The sequence below is a fragment of the Kribbella sp. VKM Ac-2569 genome, assembly GCF_004216905.1.
GTDB lineage: Bacteria > Actinomycetota > Actinomycetes > Propionibacteriales > Kribbellaceae > Kribbella.
The window spans coordinates 571,210-586,817 of the sequence record NZ_SGXJ01000003.1 but is presented as its reverse complement, the minus strand read 5'-3'; the positions used below and the strand labels follow the sequence as shown (position 1 = coordinate 586,817).

At 68.3% G+C, this 15,608-nt stretch carries 13 protein-coding genes; 5 read left to right on the top strand and 8 right to left on the bottom strand.

Annotation, left to right across the window (positions count from 1 at the left end):
- Positions 1–43: 43 nt before the first annotated feature.
- From EV649_RS23065 to EV649_RS23045, 5 genes are all read right to left on the bottom strand, one after another.
- Positions 44–829: an SGNH/GDSL hydrolase family protein gene (locus EV649_RS23065; protein ID WP_130385638.1), complete on the bottom strand. Its 786-nt coding sequence runs from the start codon at positions 827–829 to the stop codon at positions 44–46.
- A 139-nt stretch (positions 830–968) separates the two neighbouring features.
- Positions 969–1,742, bottom strand: a complete 774-nt coding sequence (locus EV649_RS23060) for an ABC transporter ATP-binding protein (protein WP_130385637.1) — start codon at positions 1,740–1,742, stop codon at positions 969–971.
- Complete coding sequence (gene cbiQ, locus EV649_RS23055; protein WP_130385636.1) at positions 1,739–2,497, bottom strand: cobalt ECF transporter T component CbiQ; 759 nt, start codon at positions 2,495–2,497, stop codon at positions 1,739–1,741. Before cbiQ ends, EV649_RS23060 begins: the two co-directional genes overlap by 4 nt.
- Entirely contained in the window at positions 2,494–3,513 is a 1,020-nt protein-coding gene (locus EV649_RS23050; RefSeq protein WP_130385635.1) for an energy-coupling factor ABC transporter permease, read from the bottom strand. The genes cbiQ and EV649_RS23050 overlap by 4 nt, the downstream gene beginning before the upstream one ends.
- A gap of 45 nt (positions 3,514–3,558) precedes the next feature.
- On the bottom strand, positions 3,559–4,917 hold the full coding sequence (locus EV649_RS23045) for an NAD(P)/FAD-dependent oxidoreductase (protein WP_130385634.1): 1,359 nt from the start codon (positions 4,915–4,917) through the stop codon (positions 3,559–3,561).
- Between the two features lie 121 nt (positions 4,918–5,038).
- Between EV649_RS23045 and EV649_RS23040 the strand changes: the two genes are divergently transcribed.
- The 3 genes from EV649_RS23040 to tsaA are packed head-to-tail and all read left to right on the top strand — an operon-like array spanning position 5,039 to position 7,720.
- The gene (locus EV649_RS23040; RefSeq protein WP_130385633.1) at positions 5,039–6,544 is read left to right on the top strand and encodes a substrate-binding domain-containing protein; all 1,506 of its coding nucleotides are present in this window, start codon (positions 5,039–5,041) and stop codon (positions 6,542–6,544) included.
- A 10-nt stretch (positions 6,545–6,554) separates the two neighbouring features.
- Complete coding sequence (locus EV649_RS23035; protein ID WP_130385632.1) at positions 6,555–7,310, top strand: metallophosphoesterase; 756 nt, start codon at positions 6,555–6,557, stop codon at positions 7,308–7,310.
- Positions 7,307–7,720 carry a tRNA (N6-threonylcarbamoyladenosine(37)-N6)-methyltransferase TrmO gene (tsaA, locus tag EV649_RS23030; protein ID WP_130385631.1) on the top strand — a complete coding sequence of 138 codons (414 nt, stop codon included), beginning with the start codon at positions 7,307–7,309 and terminating at the stop codon, positions 7,718–7,720. Before EV649_RS23035 ends, tsaA begins: the two co-directional genes overlap by 4 nt.
- An 820-nt stretch (positions 7,721–8,540) precedes the next feature.
- On the opposite strand, the gene EV649_RS23025 is transcribed toward tsaA, so the two are convergent.
- Both EV649_RS23025 and EV649_RS23020 read right to left on the bottom strand, forming a co-directional pair.
- A complete protein-coding gene (locus EV649_RS23025; protein ID WP_130385630.1) occupies positions 8,541–10,331 on the bottom strand; it encodes an HNH endonuclease signature motif containing protein in 1,791 nt (596 codons plus the stop codon).
- 58 nt (positions 10,332–10,389) lie between these two features.
- Positions 10,390–11,391, bottom strand: coding sequence for a WYL domain-containing protein (locus EV649_RS23020; protein WP_130385629.1), 1,002 nt, complete (start codon positions 11,389–11,391; stop codon positions 10,390–10,392).
- Between the two features lie 60 nt (positions 11,392–11,451).
- Here EV649_RS23020 and EV649_RS23015 point away from each other — a divergent pair, with 60 nt between their 5' ends.
- Entirely contained in the window at positions 11,452–11,847 is a 396-nt protein-coding gene (locus EV649_RS23015) for a RidA family protein (RefSeq protein ID WP_198682692.1), read from the top strand.
- A 54-nt stretch (positions 11,848–11,901) separates the two neighbouring features.
- Here the strand turns inward: EV649_RS23015 and lpdA are convergent, their stop codons facing one another.
- On the bottom strand, positions 11,902–13,299 hold the full coding sequence (gene lpdA, locus EV649_RS23010; protein WP_130385627.1) for a dihydrolipoyl dehydrogenase: 1,398 nt from the start codon (positions 13,297–13,299) through the stop codon (positions 11,902–11,904).
- 163 nt (positions 13,300–13,462) lie between these two features.
- Here lpdA and EV649_RS23005 point away from each other — a divergent pair, with 163 nt between their 5' ends.
- Positions 13,463–15,598: a peptidoglycan DD-metalloendopeptidase family protein gene (locus EV649_RS23005; protein WP_130385626.1), complete on the top strand. Its 2,136-nt coding sequence runs from the start codon at positions 13,463–13,465 to the stop codon at positions 15,596–15,598.
- Positions 15,599–15,608: the final 10 nt, after the last annotated feature.

Here is a 15,608-nt window from a genome sequence, read left to right as displayed (position 1 = left end):
CGAACCAGGCGGGAGCGCATCCCGAAATACGAGGAGCCTGTGATCAGAGGGCGGGTTGGACGAGGCCGGCGTACGACGCCTGACCGGTCACGTTCGGGTGGTAGGACTCGCTGACCGGGTTGGACAGCCCGTTGATCCACTCCGGGCTGCCGCAGACCGCGTGCCCGATGAAGATCGACGTCGGGTCCACGAACGTGAAACCGGCCGCGCTCGCCGAGGCCGAGACCTTCGAGTTCAGCAGGTCGGCGGTCGCGTTCAGCCTGGTCATCTCGTCCGGGCTGAAGAAGGTGCCGGCGTTGCAGTCGGTGCCGTTGAACAGGCGCGGGTACCCGACCACGACGACCTTCGCCGACGATGCCCGGCTGCGGATCGACGAGTACAGCGTGTTGAGCCGGCCGGGGAGCGTGTTGTTGATGATCGACTGCGCGTTCGCGACCGCACCGGTGCAGTCGGCGAGCCAGGACGGCTTCGCGCACTCGGTGATCACCGACGAGAAGCCGGCATCGTTGCCGCCGACCTGGACGGAGACGATGTTGGTCGATCTCGTCACCGACGGCAGCTGATTCGCGGTGACATCGGCGACCCTGGCGCCGGAGCATGCCACGAACGTGAGGTTCGCGCCGATCCGGCCGGCGTCGATGTACGCGTACGCCTTCGTGGAGCGCTGGCAGGACCCGCTGCTCTCGATGTAGGAGCGGGTCCCGACACCGGAGGCGTACGAGTCGCCGAGTGCGACGTAGTTCGGCGCCGCGGCCTGCGCGACACCCGGGCTGAGCAGCATCGCGGCACCGAGGGCCGCGGCAGTGAGCAAACTGGCGAATGACTTCATGGGGGCGGACCGCCTTTGCCTGAGCGGGAGGTAGCGACTGAAGTACTCAACGTCACCTTCCCCCGACCCGCCAGTAACACACAAGGGCTTGGTAACAAATTCACCGTGGATTCCAGGTGACTGTCACCAACTAGCACCTTTAGGAACGCTCCGGACCGGGGACGGAGAGGGGGTCGAAACCGTACGGCAGCTCGAGACGGTGCGCGGCCATCAGGTCGGCGTCGCCGAGCAGGTCGCGGGTCTTGCCGTCGGCCACGATCCGGCCGCCGTCCATCAACAGGCTCCGCTCGCACAGCTGCAGCGCGTACGGCAGGTCGTGGGTGATCATCAGCAGCGTGACGTCGAGTCCGGCGAGGATGTCCGCGAGCTCGCGGCGGGCGGCGGGATCGAGGTTGCTCGACGGCTCATCGAGGACCAGTACTTCGGGACGCATCGCGAGGACCGTGGCGACGGCGACCCGACGACGCTGACCGAACGACAGGTGGTGCGGGGCGAGGTCGGCTTGGTCCTGCATGCCGACCTGGACGAGCGCCTCGTGGACGCGATCGTCGAGCTCCGAGCCGCGCAAACCGAGGTTGGCGGGACCGAACGCCACGTCGTCGCGGACCGTTGGCATGAACAGCTGGTCGTCCGGGTCCTGGAAGACCAGACCGACCTTGCGCCGGATCTCGGTCAGGTGCTCCCGGTGCAGCCCGGTGCCGCCGATCTGGATGCGGCCGCTCCCGGTTCCACCGGCGACCGACCCCAGGATGCCGTTGAGATGCAGTACGAGCGTGGTCTTACCGGCGCCGTTCGGACCGAGCAGCGCGACCCGTTCACCGCGCTCCACGGTGAAGTCGACACCGAACAGCGCCTGCCGCCCGTCGGGATAGGCGAACACCAGCCGCTCGACCTGAATCGCAGGACCGCTCACAAGCTCACCACCCTAGCCGCGACCGCGATCGTCACCGCGGCCAGGGAGATCGCCAAACCCTCGAACCACTGCGCCCGGGTCGCGCCCGAGACGCTGAGCAGCGGCATTCGTCCGGTGTATCCACGCGAGCGCATCGCCAGATGGACGCGCTCACCACGCTCGAAACTCCGCACGAACAGCGCGCCCACTCCCCCGGCGACCGCCTTCAGATGACCGACCCGGCCACCCGTGTACCCGCGGGATTCCCGAGCGACTCGCATCCGGTGCAGGTCGTCCGACACGACACTCAGGTACCGAACCATGAACGACAGGATCGCCACGAGAGTCGCCGGCAGTCGCAGCCGCTCGAGCCCGGCCAGCAGGTCGCGCGGCGCCGTCGTCGCCGACAACAGGATCGCCGCGATCACGCCGAGCGTCCCCTTCGCCAGCACGTTCCAAGCGCCGAGCACACCCGACTGCGACAGGTGCAGCCCGAGTACGTCGACCTGCGGGCCGGTCGCGACGAACGGCAGCAACAACGCGAAGACGATGAAGGGCGTCTCGACCGCGAGCCGCCGCGACACCACGGTCGCCGGCAACTTCGCCACGGCCACGGCCGCGACGAGCATCACGGCGTACAGGCCGAACGCCCAGAAGATCGCGGCCGGCGTGGAGACGACCGCGAGCACGAACACGAACAGCGCGACCAGCTTCACCTGCGCCGGGACGCGATGGACCGGACTGTCCACCGCGACGAGCAGGCCGTCCCCACTCATGACGCCTTGTTTGCCCGCAGAGAGGCGAGCTTCGCAATCGCAAGGCCGACGACGATCGTCACCAGTACGCCGATGATCCCGGCCAGCGCGCCGGACACCTGTGCGTTGCCGATCCCATGTACGCCGTAGTCGGCCAGCGGACTGCCCGCGACCGCCGAGTTCTTCGCCGCGCCCTCGAACCCGAGCTTGGCGCCGACGAACTCCAGCCCGTCCGGATGCGCGCTCGCGAACAGGCTCAACCCGCCCGCCACGAGGAGCGTCACCGCAATCCCCACACCGAGCGATCGGCCGGCCGGCTTGGCGGCGATCGGCCTGTCCGGCGACACCGTGGAAGTGTTGCCGTCGGCATCGACCAGGACCAGGTCCTGCTGCAGGTGCCGAGCGGCGTACACGAGGTCCGGCCGAGTCGCCACGACCGCGCTCAGCACGGCCGCGGTGATCACCGCCTCGCCGATCCCGACCAGGACGTGCCAGCCGACCATCGCCGTCGCGAGTTTGCCGATCGGGATATCGACCGCGCCGCCGATCGAGTACAGCCCGGTGAACGCCAGGGCCGCGACCGGCACCGACACCAGCGCGCCGACGGTCGCCGCCGGTACGACGCTGCCGACCCGGCGCGGCAGCACCTTCAGCAGCGCCCGGGTTAGGAAATAACCCACGAGCACTGTGATCAGGCCCATCAACGTGATGTTCGTACCCAGCGCCGTCAGCCCGCCGTCGGCGAACAACAGCCCCTGCACCAGGAGCACCGTCGACATCACCAGCACGGCGGTCCACGGCCCGACCAGCGCAGCCGCGAGCGCGCCTCCGAGCAGGTGACCGCTGGTACCCGCGCCGACCGGGAAGTTCACCATCTGCACCGCGAACACGAACGCCGCGGTCAGCCCGGCCAGCGCCGGACCGGTCTCGCGGAGCTCACGATTCGCCCGCTGCAGGCTGAAGCCGACCGCCCCGGCCGCAATCAGACCGGTGGCGACGGACGTGGGCGCGTCGAAGAAACCGTCAGGGACATGCACGCGCTCATTCTGGTTCTTGTTGCGACCGAATCGCAACAAGAAGTCTCACAGCTCCTTCAGCGCCTCACTGATCGCACGGTGGAAAGTCGGATACGCGTAGATCATCTGACGCAGCGTGTTCACCGGTACGGCGGCGTGCACCGCGACCGCCAGCGCGCTGAGCACCTCGCCACCCGTCGGGCCCGCGCTCGTCGCGCCGACCAGCACGCCGCGGTCGGCGTCCATGACGACCTTGATGAAGCCCTCGTTGCCGGCCTTGTGGATCCAGCCACGCGTCGAGGCCGGGATCGGGGTCGACCCGGTCCGCACATTCAGCCCCGCATCCCGCGCCTGCTTCTCGGTCAGCCCGACCGCACCGATCTCCGGATCGGTGAACGTGACCCGCGGCATCGCGTGGTAGCTCGCGGTCGGCGCGTCCGCCTCTTGCAGAATGTCGCGGACCGCGATGTCGGCCTGGTACATGGCGTTGTGGGTGAACGCGCCGACCCCGGTGACGTCGCCGACCGCCCAGACCTTGTCGCCCGCGCGGACGTGCTCGTCGACCTCGACCCGCCGCGCCGACGGGTCCAGACCGAGCTTGTCCAGGCCCAGCTCCGCGGTCGCCACCCGCCGACCGGTTGCCACCAGCAACTTCTCGCCGCTCGCCGTCGCCCCGTCCGCGAGCGTGACGGTGAACGTGCCGTCGGCGTACCCGACCTGCTGCGCGTGTGCCCCGAGGCGGAACGTCACGCCGTCGCGCTCCAGCGCCTCGCGTGCCAGCACGCCCGACTCAGGTTCCTCCATCGACAGCACCTCGGGAGCACCTTCGACGACGGTGATCTGTACGCCGAAGCGGGCGAACACCTGCGCCAACTCCATGCCGATCGCGCCGCCGCCGAGGACGACGAGCGACTCGGGCAGCGTCTCGACCTCGATCGCCTCGCGATTCGTCCAGTACGGCGTACCGGCCAGGCCATCGATCGGTGGGACGGACGGCACCGTCCCGGTCGCGATCACGATGCCGCGGGCCGCCTCGTACTCGGTGTCGCCGGCGCGGACCGTGTTCGGCCCGGTGACGGTGGCGACGTCCTTGATCACGGTCGCGCCCTTGTTCACCAGCCGGTCGACGGCGACCTGGTCGTTCCAGGTGTCGGTCGCCTCCTCGCGGATCCGCTTCGCGACCGGCGTCCAGTCCGGCTGCACGGTCGCCGAACCTGCGATGCCGTCGACGCGACGGGTCTCGGCGATCAGGTTCGCGGCCCGGATCATCATCTTGCTCGGGATGCACCCGTAGTACGGGCACTCACCGCCGACCAGCCGGGATTCGATCCCGACCACCCGCAGCCCCGCTTGCGCCAGCCTCCCAGCTGTCTCCTCCCCGCCGACCCCGAGCCCCACCACGACGACATCCACCTGTTCAGCCATGCCGACCAATCTCCCAGAGCAGCCCGAACCGGCCAAGTCTCCACCCGGCGCGTCATCGCAACGTAAGGAGGCGTTCACCACCGGCGACTAGCGTCCGGTACCCGTAGAAGTGAGGACAGAGTTGCTCGATTACTCAGGGCTCGGCAGCATCGATCTCGGCACGGTCATCGCCCTCGTATCGCTCATCGGTACGTCGATCGTGTGGCTGCTCGACCGCTACCTCTGGCGGCGCAAACGGCTCGTCTACCGCGTTCAGGTGGACGCCCAGATCGGGGTGCACCCCCGGCAGAACCGCGCCCGGGAGATGGTCGACATCGAGGTCGTGCACCAGGGCAAGGTCGTCCAGGACCCCAGCATCGTGCTGCTCCGGCTCGACAACGCCGGCACCGACATCGAGGCGCGCGACATGCAGGGCCTGGTGAAGTTCTCGTTCCCGGATCGCAAGGTCGTCCGGATGAAGGTGGTCGAGTCGCACCCGGACACGCTGGGCGGCCTGATCGAGGCCGAGATGACCCCCGACGAGTACGTCGACACCGACACGCTCACCGTGCCGAAGCTGGCGATCAACCGCGGCGACCACTTCAAGTTCCTGCTCGTGCTGTCGGGGAAGGGCAAGGACGTCACGCACTCGGGCTACCTGGCCGGCGGGGCGAACGGTGGCGTCTACCACGAGCCACGGCCACGCGGACCAGGTCGCCGTACGTTGATGTTCGGCGCGACGACGCTCGTGCTGGTCGGCGCGCTGGTCGCGTTCTTCCTCGTCGACGTACTGCAGCCGCCGGACAACTGCGCGTCGGGACAGCTGCGGGTGATCGGGTCGACCGCGGTTGAGCCGACGATGACCGAGCTTCGCAGCGCGTATGCGAAGGACTGCTCGCAGGCGGACATCACGATTGCGGCGAACGGCAGCCGGCGCGGCGTGGGCGATCTGAAGGACCTGGGCGCGAAGGACGCGGCCGCGGCGAGCGAGGTGATCGCGATGTCCGACGGGCCGGCCGAGGACGCCCCCAACCTCAACGGTGAGGCGGTCGCGGTGGTGGTGTTCGCGGTCGTCGTCAACCGGGCGGCCGACGTCACGAACCTGACCACGGACGAGCTGCGCAAGATCTACACCGGCAAGATCACCAACTGGAACCAGCTCGGCGGCAAGGACCTGCCGATCCGGATGGTCAGCCGCGTCGGGCCGGACTCCGGTTCGCGGCTCGTGTTCCGCGAGAAGGTCCTCGGCGGCGATCAGGAACTCGGGATCACCTCGGACGACTGCCGTCGCGACGACGACGCGGCGGTGGCGAAGTACCACCGGTGCGAGGTCGGTACGACGGTCGAGTTGCTGACCCGGGTGAACGAGATCGACGGCGCGATCGGGTACGCCGAACTCGGCACGGCACGGAAGTTCCCGGAGCTCGCCGCGGTCACCATCGACAACGTCGTACCGGACACGTCGAAGGTGGCGGACCGGTCGTACAAGTTCTGGGAGGTCGAGCACGCGTACACGTACCAGGCACCCGACGCGAAGTCGCTGACCGCCGCATTCCTCGACTACGTCCGCTCGACCCAGGCCAGGCCGGTCCTCGAGCGCGGCGGCCTGGTCCCCTGCGGCGCGCTACCACCGGGGTTCTGCGGCTAACCTGCTGCCCATGTACGTGATCGCGCACCTCAGTGACCCGCATCTCGACGGCTCGGAGGAGGCGCGATCGCGGCTCCGGCGAATCACGTCGTACCTGCGAGAGTTCCGCCGTCCGGTCGACGTCGTCCTGGTCACCGGCGATCTTGCCGATCACGGGCTGGAATCCGAGTACGCCGAGCTAGCGGCGGAGCTCGAGTTGCCTGTGCCGGTGCTCGTTCTGCCGGGCAACCACGATGTGAGTACGCCGTTCCGCGCCGGGCTCTCGTCGTACGTCGACGCGCCGGGTGACGGGCATCCGGTGCACCAGGTTCGCGAGGTCGGGGAGGCACGTTTCGTCCTGCTCGACACGACGGTCCCCGGCGAGAACCACGGGCTGCTGCCGGAGGAGTCGCTGGCCTGGCTGGACGGCGTACTGCGGGAACCATTCGACGGACCGTTGTTCGTCGCGTTCCACCAGCCACCGTTCAACCTGCATCACCCAACGATGGACCAGTGGATGCTCCGCACCCGCGAACCCTTCGCCGCCGTGCTCCAGGACAAACCGGTCACCGCGCTGTTCGCAGGCCACGTCCACAACGCCATCACAGCAACCTTCGCCGGCATCCCCCTCCGCGTGGCCCCCGGCATTCGCTCATCGGTCCCCCTCCCCTTCGAACCCGCCAGCCCAACCGGATCACTGGTCGACCCCACCACCGAACCCGGCTTCGCCCTCCACGTCCACGTCCCCGGCGAACCCCTCCAAACCGTCTACCGGTTTCCGCGATGACTGCCGCCTTCGTCGTGCACCCGATCGCCCGGGTCGAGTCCAGTCTGCGCGACCGTGCCGACGCTCCCCGCCAGGGCGACGAAGGCGCTCCCGACGCGTGGGTGGTCTTCGACGAGTCGGTCCGCGCTGCCCTCGCCGACATCACGGCCGGCGACGAACTCATCCTGATCACCTGGTTCGACCGGGCCGACCGCGCCGTACAGGCGGTCCACCCGCGAGGCGACATGTCCCGCCCGGCAACAGGCGTCTTCAGCACCCGCTCCCCCGACCGCCCCAACCCCCTCGGCCTCCACCGAGTCACCGTCCTGGCCGTCGATGACCTCCGCATCCACGTGAACAACCTGGAAGCCCTCAACGGCACACCAGTCATCGACGTCAAGCCCGTCCTGGGCGACATCCACGAACGCTAAAACTGCCGTCCATGGGTGCCGGTGTGGTCGACGAACCGGAATCCATCGGCTCTGGTCCAGTCGGCTGCTCCGGACTTGGGGAGGATCCTGTACCCAGATCGGCACAAAACCCTCCCCAACCCGGGCTCGCAGATGATGTACACCCAGCGCATTATCAGCTGCGTTCTTCGTCCGCTCGCTCCCCTGCGGCATGAGCTGTGAACCCTGGCAACGAAACGGTGATCTAGGCCATGTACCCGGATCCGGGCACTCGCAAGGCGGCGGCTCGACTCAACGCACTGCGGACCGCTTGTCGCGTTTGTGGATGAGGCAGAGGCGGCTCAGACCGAGCGAAACGGGGTCATGCACTCCCGGTGGTTGCTCAGGGGCCAGGACGCGACTCGGCCGGTGTCCGAGTTCCTCACATTGAGCGAGGAGGAGCGCTCGGACTACATGGAGCGGTGGGAGCGCGAAGCTGTCGCATCCGAAGGTTGGCGACGGCAGGCCAACGACAGCATGGACTCAGGTGATCCCCAGCACCTCGACGAGCTGATCGCGATAGAACGTCGGCTCGCCAACGCGAGTCACTTCGCACAACGATGGTCCTTCCAGATCGCCTCCATGCGAGAGCTGAAAGCCCCGGCCGGCAGGGACCCAGCACCGCCAGACGTGGCCCCCAGCCGCCTCCGCCCGGTGCAGTCGCGGGTTGACGCGGGCCATCGCGCAGCTCGATCGCTTCCCCAAGGGAGTGGCTGAACCGCGACGATTGAACTGACCCGGCTGGCGCTGCCTGCTGGACTCGGCTCCTTCAATCAAGGGAGCGCCGTCGGCCGGCACATCCTCACCCCAGAAGACTCGCCACGTCGAATTCGGTCGCGGTGGAGGCGGGCGGGACCGGGTGGGTGCCGGTGTGGTCGACGACGAACCGGAACCCGTGGGGGCTGATCCAGTCGACGGCTCCGGTGGGCAGACGTCGGCTACGCCAGCCGCCGAAGGTCTTCGCGCGGTGGTGGAGTCGGCCTAGCGGTATGAGGTTGTCGGGGCTGGTTTGTCCCGGTGGGCCGGCGCGGTCGTAGGGCGTGATGTGGTCTTGATCCATCCGGGTGGTGGCCTCGGCGCCGCTGTACGGGAACATGTCCACCGGGTGCCGGAGTCTCACCTGTTCGCGGATCCGGTCGGGGATCTCGTAGGCGTGCACGCTGACGTCGTCCTGAAGATCGATCACAGGCTTCACGATGATCTGGTCATGGCCGAGAAGCTCGGTCAACTGGCTGGCCAGCAGCGGTCCAAGTTCTTCGACCCGCAGTACGCCGTTGCCGGTAGCAAGCGTCCGACCGGTCAGATGCACGTACAGGGTGTGACGGTTCCGCCGCCCGCTCCCGGCGCCGAGGCCGTTGCTGTGAGCCTCTTGCTTGATCGCGGCCAGCCGCGCAGGCAGTTCACCCGCCAACATCCGCCGCGTGAACGCGTCCTCGCCCTGCCGGCTGTTCGGATCCGCCACGTCCACCGCAGCAGCCACAGCCCCGCCACCCGCCACATCCCGTTCGCCCTCACCCCAGCCTTCCGGGCTGCTGCCGAACTCCGAGTCGCCCCAATCGTCCGAGTCGGCACAGTCCTCCGGGGCCGTCTCCTCAGCGGGATCGTCTCGGCCCGGCGCCGGCGGGCTGACCTCGGACGTGTCCGACGGGACAGTGTCCGCGCCGGGCTCCACTGGTCCGCAGGGTGCGGCGGCGTGGGTCGGCTGGATAGCGGCGGACTGGGCATCAGTCGGTTCGGTGAGCGTGGGCTGGGTGCGGGCAGGCTGGACGCTGGTGCGCTGTGTCTCGGTGGATTGGGTATCGGTCGGCTCGGTGTCCGCAGGCTGGATCCGGGCGAGGTAGCGGGCGACCTCCAAGAGCTGATGGGCCGCTGCGGGGTCGGAGATCCAGCCGATCGCCTTCGCGCGCCGCTGGTCCAGGTCGTCGGTGTCACCGAGGATCTTCAGTGCGCGGGCGAGGTCGTTGATCGTCGCGTCGAAGCGGATCACATCACCGGCCGCGGCGCGGACCCAGATCCGTTTCGTGCCCTGATCGTCGGACGGGGCGACGAATACGCCTCGGGTCCGTGCGGCTGCTTCTGCCTGGGCTTTGGCTGCCTCGGGGTCGGCCTCCCACAGCGCCGCAGTGACGATCTTCTTCAACGCACCGGGCGTGACGGTGTCGACAATCCCGACCACGCGCCGGTCGACGATCGCGGCCGCCTCCAGCGACAGTGACAGGCAGGCGTGGGCGATCTTGCGGGCCCGCCACGCGACGGCGTTTCCGGCCAGTACGGCGGCCCAGATTCTGGGCAGCCGGTGCCGCAGCGCGAGCGCTTCGCCGATGAGCGCGGCAGCCGCACCGCTCGACATCCGCATCACCGCGCCGAACTCGATCGGTGCGAACTCCGCGACGCCGGGACAGCCGTCACCGCCGTACACATGGATCTGTTCGTAGCCCGGACGCGGCTCGCGGTACACCTCCCCGTTGCGATCGGCAAAGACCAGCGCAGCCTCCAGCACACGCACCCCAGCCCGGTCCTGGACCCGGCCGAACTCCGACGCCGCGGCCAACAGGTCCGCGGTGTCGAGTTCCTCCAGATCCTCTTCGAACATGTGTTCTATTCTAGATCACGAATCAGTCTCATCCAAATCGAGACGAGGTCAAAATCCCTTATCCATAAGGGATATTCGGGATGTCGATCGGTGACTCGTAGCGGGCGGCCATTGTGGTGGATCGGTTGTGGAGGGCAGTGCGGAGGGAGTGGGGTGTAAGGGCTTCCGCGTTGGCGCCGAGTTGCCAGAGGGCCCATTCGGCGTGCCACGAGTCTTGGAAGGTCAGTTCGAGGCGGAGCCAGCCGTCGGAATCGGAATCAGGGCCTTCGGCTCGGACGGCGACGGCCGCGTTCAGTAGGTCTTCGCGGCGTGCTGGGTTTACCCGGACCAGCACGGTGAGGTGGCCGTCGGAGAGGAACTGGGCGGAGCGGTCGCGCCAGATGCGGTTCAGGTCGACCTGGCTCGGGCGCTCGGCCGGTTCGGGGAGTTCTTCGGCGGCCTGCATTCGCGAGAGTCGGTACGTGCGGTCCTCGCCGGATCTTCGAGCCAGCAGGTAGCCCCGGTCGCGGACGGTGACCAGGCCGATCGGGTCCACTGTGCGCCACTGCGGTTCCTGGTCGGTGGCGGCGTACAGGATGCGCAGCTTGTGGCCTGCCAGCACCGCGCGGCGGACCTCGAGCATCGTGGCGTCGGGCACCTCTTTGGTGATCAGCCGGCGCGAGAGTAGATCTGTCTCGGGGTCGACGAGGATTCGCTGGGCTGCCTCGCTCGCGATGGTCCGATGACTCTCGGGAAGTGCGTCGACCACCTTGCGCATGGCCGAGGCAAGAGCGGAGCTGAGGCCGAAGACCTGCTCACCGCGTCCCGGGCCGGCGGTCAGCAACGCCAGCGCCTCGTCGTGATTCAGCCCGGTGAGCTCGGTGCGGAACCCCGGTAGCAACGCGAACCCGCCGTGCCGCCCGCGTTCGGCGTACACGGGAACACCCGCCGCGGACAGCGCCTCGATGTCCCGCAGCACAGTGCGGGTCGACACCTCCAGCTCGCGGGCGAGCACGTCCGCGGTCATCCGGCCGCGTTGACGTAGCAGCAACACCAGCGAGACCAATCGGTCGGCGCGCACCCCGAAAACAATACCTGACGAAGGGTGTCGTGATTTCTTGGAAGGCTCGCCGGCATGACGATTGAACGAACCGCAGTCAACCCGGTGCCGTGGTCCCTGGAGCTGGGCTTCAACCAAGGCGAACTGGTCTCCGGACACACTCGAACGCTGTACTGCTCCGGGCAGACCGCGATGGACGCCGACGGCAAACCCCAGTACGACGGGGACCTGCCCGCACAGCTGGCGCTGAGCCTGGACAACCTGGAGGCAGTACTCACCGAGGCCGGTATGTCCCTCACGAACCTCGTCCGACTCAACGTCTACACGACAGACGTCGACCTGCTGTTCCCCCACTACGGCGTACTGGCCGGCCGTCTAGCAGCGGCCGGAGTCACGCCCACCACCACGATGCTAGGCGTCACCCGCCTAGCGATCCCGAGCCAACTAGTAGAACTAGAGGCAACCGCCGTCGCCTGAGTCGATTGGGGAGGATTTCATACCCAGAACGGCACGAAATCCTCCCCAATCCGGCTAGAAGTTGATCATGTGGCCTTCGAGGCCGTGGAAGGCTTCTTGGAGGGCTTCGCTCAGCGTCGGGTGGGCGTGGACGTTGCGGGCCAGTTCCTTGGTGGTCAGGTCCCACTTCTGGGCCAGGGTCAGCTCGGGCAGGAGCTCGGTGACCTCGGGGCCGATCAGGTGCGCGCCGAGAAGTTCGCCGTACTTGCTGTCGCTGATCACCTTGACGAAGCCGGTCGGGTCGCCGAGGCCGTGCGCCTTGCCGTTCGCGGTGAACGGGAACTTGGCGACCTTCACGTCGTGGCCGAGCTTGCGGGCCTCTTCCTCGGTGTACCCGAAGCTGGCGATCTGCGGCTGGCAGAACGTCGCCCGCGGGATCATCGCGTAGTCGAGCTCCATCGTCTCGTGGCCCGCGATCGTCTCGGCCGCGATCACGCCCATCGCCTCGGCCGCGTGCGCGAGCATCAGCTTCGCGGTCACGTCGCCGATCGCGAAGATGTTCGGCACGTTGGTCCGGCAGAAGCCGTCGACGTTGATCGCGCCGCGCTCGGTGAGCTGTACGCCGATCTTGTCCAGGCCGTAGCCGTCGACGCGCGGCTGGAAGCCGATCGCCTGCATGACCTTGTCGGCCTCGATCGTCTTCTGTACGCCGTCCTTGCCGGTCACGGTGACCTTGACCGTGGCGCCGGAGTCGTCGATCGAGTCGACGCGGGTGGACGTCAGGACGTCGACGCCGAGCTTCTTGTAGGCCCGCGCCAGTTCCTTGGAGACCTCCGGGTCCTCCAGCGGCACCATCCGGTCCAGGAACTCGACGATCGTCACCTTCACGCCGTAGTTCGCCAGCACGTACGCGAACTCGACACCGATCGCACCCGCGCCGGCGATCACGATCGACCCGGGCAGGTCCTCGGTGAGGATCTGCTCCTCGTAGGTCACCACGCGCTCACTCAGCTGCGTGCCCGGCAGCAGCTTGGTGGTCGCGCCGGTCGCCACGATGCAGGAGCCGAACGTGACGGTCTCCGACGAGCCGTCGTTCAGCGTCACGTCGAGGGTGTTGGCGTCGGTGAACGAGCCCCAGCCGTCGAACTCGGTGATGTTGTTCTTCTTCATCAGGAAGTGGACGCCCTTGACCCGGCCGTCCGCGACCTTCCGGCTGCGCTGCACCGCGGTCGGGAAATCGAAGGTCACCTCGCCGCTGATGCCGAAGGTCTTCGCCTCCGTCCGGAAGATGTGCGACAGCTCGGCGTTCCGCAGCAGCGCCTTGGACGGGATACAGCCCACGTTCAGGCAGACACCGCCCCAGTACTTCTTCTCGATGATGGCGGTCTTGAGCCCGAGCTGGGCGGCGCGGATCGCCGCGACGTACCCACCGGGACCGGCGCCGAGGACAACAACGTCAAAGTGCGAGGCCATGCAGTGAACTTTAATAGGTCCCACCAGCCGATCCGACGCCGAGGCGGCAACTGTGGCCCGCCTCATGTCGCCCGAATGGTCACGGTGTGTGCACGAGGGTTCCGCACGAACCGTACGACGCCTACGCTGGGCTCGCGCGTGAGGCGATTCGCATGGGGGACCGATGGATCTGGGCAGACGCCGAGGGCTGCGGCTGGCGGCACTCGGCACGTTGCTGGCGGCGGTTGCCGTCCCGGCTGCGTACGCCGACCCGTCGCCGTCCGCAACTGAGCCGCCGCCTGCCTCCGTCACCGACGTCAACCGCTCGCTCGAGCAGCTCCAGGCCGAAGCCGCCGCCGTCCAGGCCGACTTCGCCAAGGCGACGATCGCCTACACGAAGGCGCTGAAAGAGGCGCAGGCCGCCGAGGCGGCCGCCAAGAAGGCGGAAGCCAGTGCGGCTGCTTCCAAGGGCCTGTCCGACGAGGAGCGTCGCCGGCTCGGCGTGATCACCGCGCAGGCGTACCAGCTGGGCATCCCGACCGTGATGGGTACCGAGTCGATGCTCTGGTCGCTCGCCCCGATCGCCGAGAACCTCCAGGAGATCGCCGACCGGCAGACCGCGATCACCCAACTCGGCAGCACCCAGGTGTCGCAGTACAACAAGGCCATGGCGGCCGAGGCGCAGTCCAACCGGTTCAAGGCGGACGCAACCACGAAGCGCGCCGCCGCGAACGAGGCCGCCGCCAAGGCTCAGGAGCTCAGCAATCAGGTGCAGCACAAGGCCGCCAGCGCATCCGCGGCGATGGCCGATCAGACCGCCGATCTCGATATCGCCTCCGCGCTCTCGAAGCAGCTCCAGGTGGCGCGCAACCAGCAGGCGCTCGCGCGCTGGCAGACGTACCTGACCGAGTTCGCGGCCACGAGGGTCACTCCCCCGGCGGCCGCCGTACTCAAGAATCCGCGCACGCTGCCGACCGGCCTGGCGCCGCTGACCCGCCGCGGTGCAGCAGTCCCCGGTGTCGCGTCGGTCTCCGTCGCCGGCCGAACCGTGCGCGTGATGTCGGCCGAGACGATCCGGGCGGTCAATCGGGCCTTCACCCTGGTCGGGAAGCCGTACGGCGTTGCCGCGACCGGCCCGGACACGTACGGCTGCCTCGGAGCGGCCCGTGTCGCGTGGCAGCCGTACACGACCCTCCCGAATCTGGTCGGCAAGGTCTACCCGGGCTACCAGGCCGTCCCGAACGCGCAGATCCAGCCCGGCGACCTGCTCGTCATGGGCAGCAAGTCCCTCGGCCTCGTCCACATCGGCATCGCGCTCGACAACGGCGAGATGATCGCCGCCGACGAGTCGAAAGGCTCGGTCGTCGTCACGACGGTCCCCGACAACCTGTACGCCGCGCTCCGCCCGACGCTCGGCGCCCCGGCCAAGGCCCAGGTCGCGCCGGTGGCGACGTCCGAGGCGTACGCGTTCCGGTGCGGCAACACGGCCACGTCGTACGACGTCGGCTCGGGTTCCTGGACCTGGCCGCTGCCGGACGGGACCTACGAGATCGGTACGCCGTTCGGTCAGTCGGGATCCATGTGGTCGACCGGATTCCACACCGGCCAGGACTTCCCGGCCTCGATCGGTACGACGGTACGCGCCGTGACCTCTGGCGTCGTTCGCGTCGAGCACCCCGCCTGGGCCGGCAACCTGGTGCGGATCGACCACGGCAACGGGCTGGAGACGCTCTACGCCCACCTGAGCCGGATCGACGTCGCCGACGGGCAGCAAGTGACAGCCGGGCAGCAGATCGGTGCCGTCGGCACCGAAGGCAACTCCACCGGACCGCACCTGCACTTCGAGGTCCGGCTCGGCGGTGACCCGGTCAACCCGATGCCGTTCCTGGCCACCGGGTCCGCGAGCACCGGGTGGGGCGGCTACAGCAACGGCATGATTCCGTCGGGCAAGTTGTGCGCGCTCGGGTCCGGTCACATGCTCAGGTGCGACGCCGCCGCGGCGTACCTCAAGCTCGCCTCGGCCTATCGTGCACAGTTCGGCAAGTCACTGTGCATCACCGACTCCTACCGTTCGTACGCGTCCCAGGTCAGTCTCTACCAGCGCAAGCCCTCCCTGGCCGCGCTCCCGGGCACGTCCAACCACGGCTGGGGCGTCGCGGTCGACCTCTGTGGGGGCGTCGACAAGTACAACACCACCCAATACCAGTGGATGAAGTCGCATGCGTCGGCGTACGGCTGGCTGCACCCGGCCTGGGCCGATCAGGGCGGTAACCGGGAAGAGCCGTGGCATTGGGAGTTCGGCAACCCGGCCGCTGCCTAGCCGCCCGGTA

What these genes read in the sequence shown, in the direction of transcription:
- EV649_RS23025 (WP_130385630.1), bottom strand. Translation starts at nt 10,331, where the DNA reads ATGTTCGAAGAGGATCTGGAGGAACTCGACACCGCGGACCTGTTGGCC.
- cbiQ (WP_130385636.1), bottom strand. Translation starts at nt 2,497, where the DNA reads ATGAGTGGGGACGGCCTGCTCGTCGCGGTGGACAGTCCGGTCCATCGC.
- EV649_RS23005 (WP_130385626.1), top strand. Translation starts at nt 13,463, where the DNA reads ATGGATCTGGGCAGACGCCGAGGGCTGCGGCTGGCGGCACTCGGCACG.
- EV649_RS23065 (WP_130385638.1), bottom strand. Translation starts at nt 829, where the DNA reads ATGAAGTCATTCGCCAGTTTGCTCACTGCCGCGGCCCTCGGTGCCGCG.
- EV649_RS23045 (WP_130385634.1), bottom strand. Translation starts at nt 4,917, where the DNA reads ATGGCTGAACAGGTGGATGTCGTCGTGGTGGGGCTCGGGGTCGGCGGG.
- EV649_RS23035 (WP_130385632.1), top strand. Translation starts at nt 6,555, where the DNA reads ATGTACGTGATCGCGCACCTCAGTGACCCGCATCTCGACGGCTCGGAG.
- tsaA (WP_130385631.1), top strand. Translation starts at nt 7,307, where the DNA reads ATGACTGCCGCCTTCGTCGTGCACCCGATCGCCCGGGTCGAGTCCAGT.
- lpdA (WP_130385627.1), bottom strand. Translation starts at nt 13,299, where the DNA reads ATGGCCTCGCACTTTGACGTTGTTGTCCTCGGCGCCGGTCCCGGTGGG.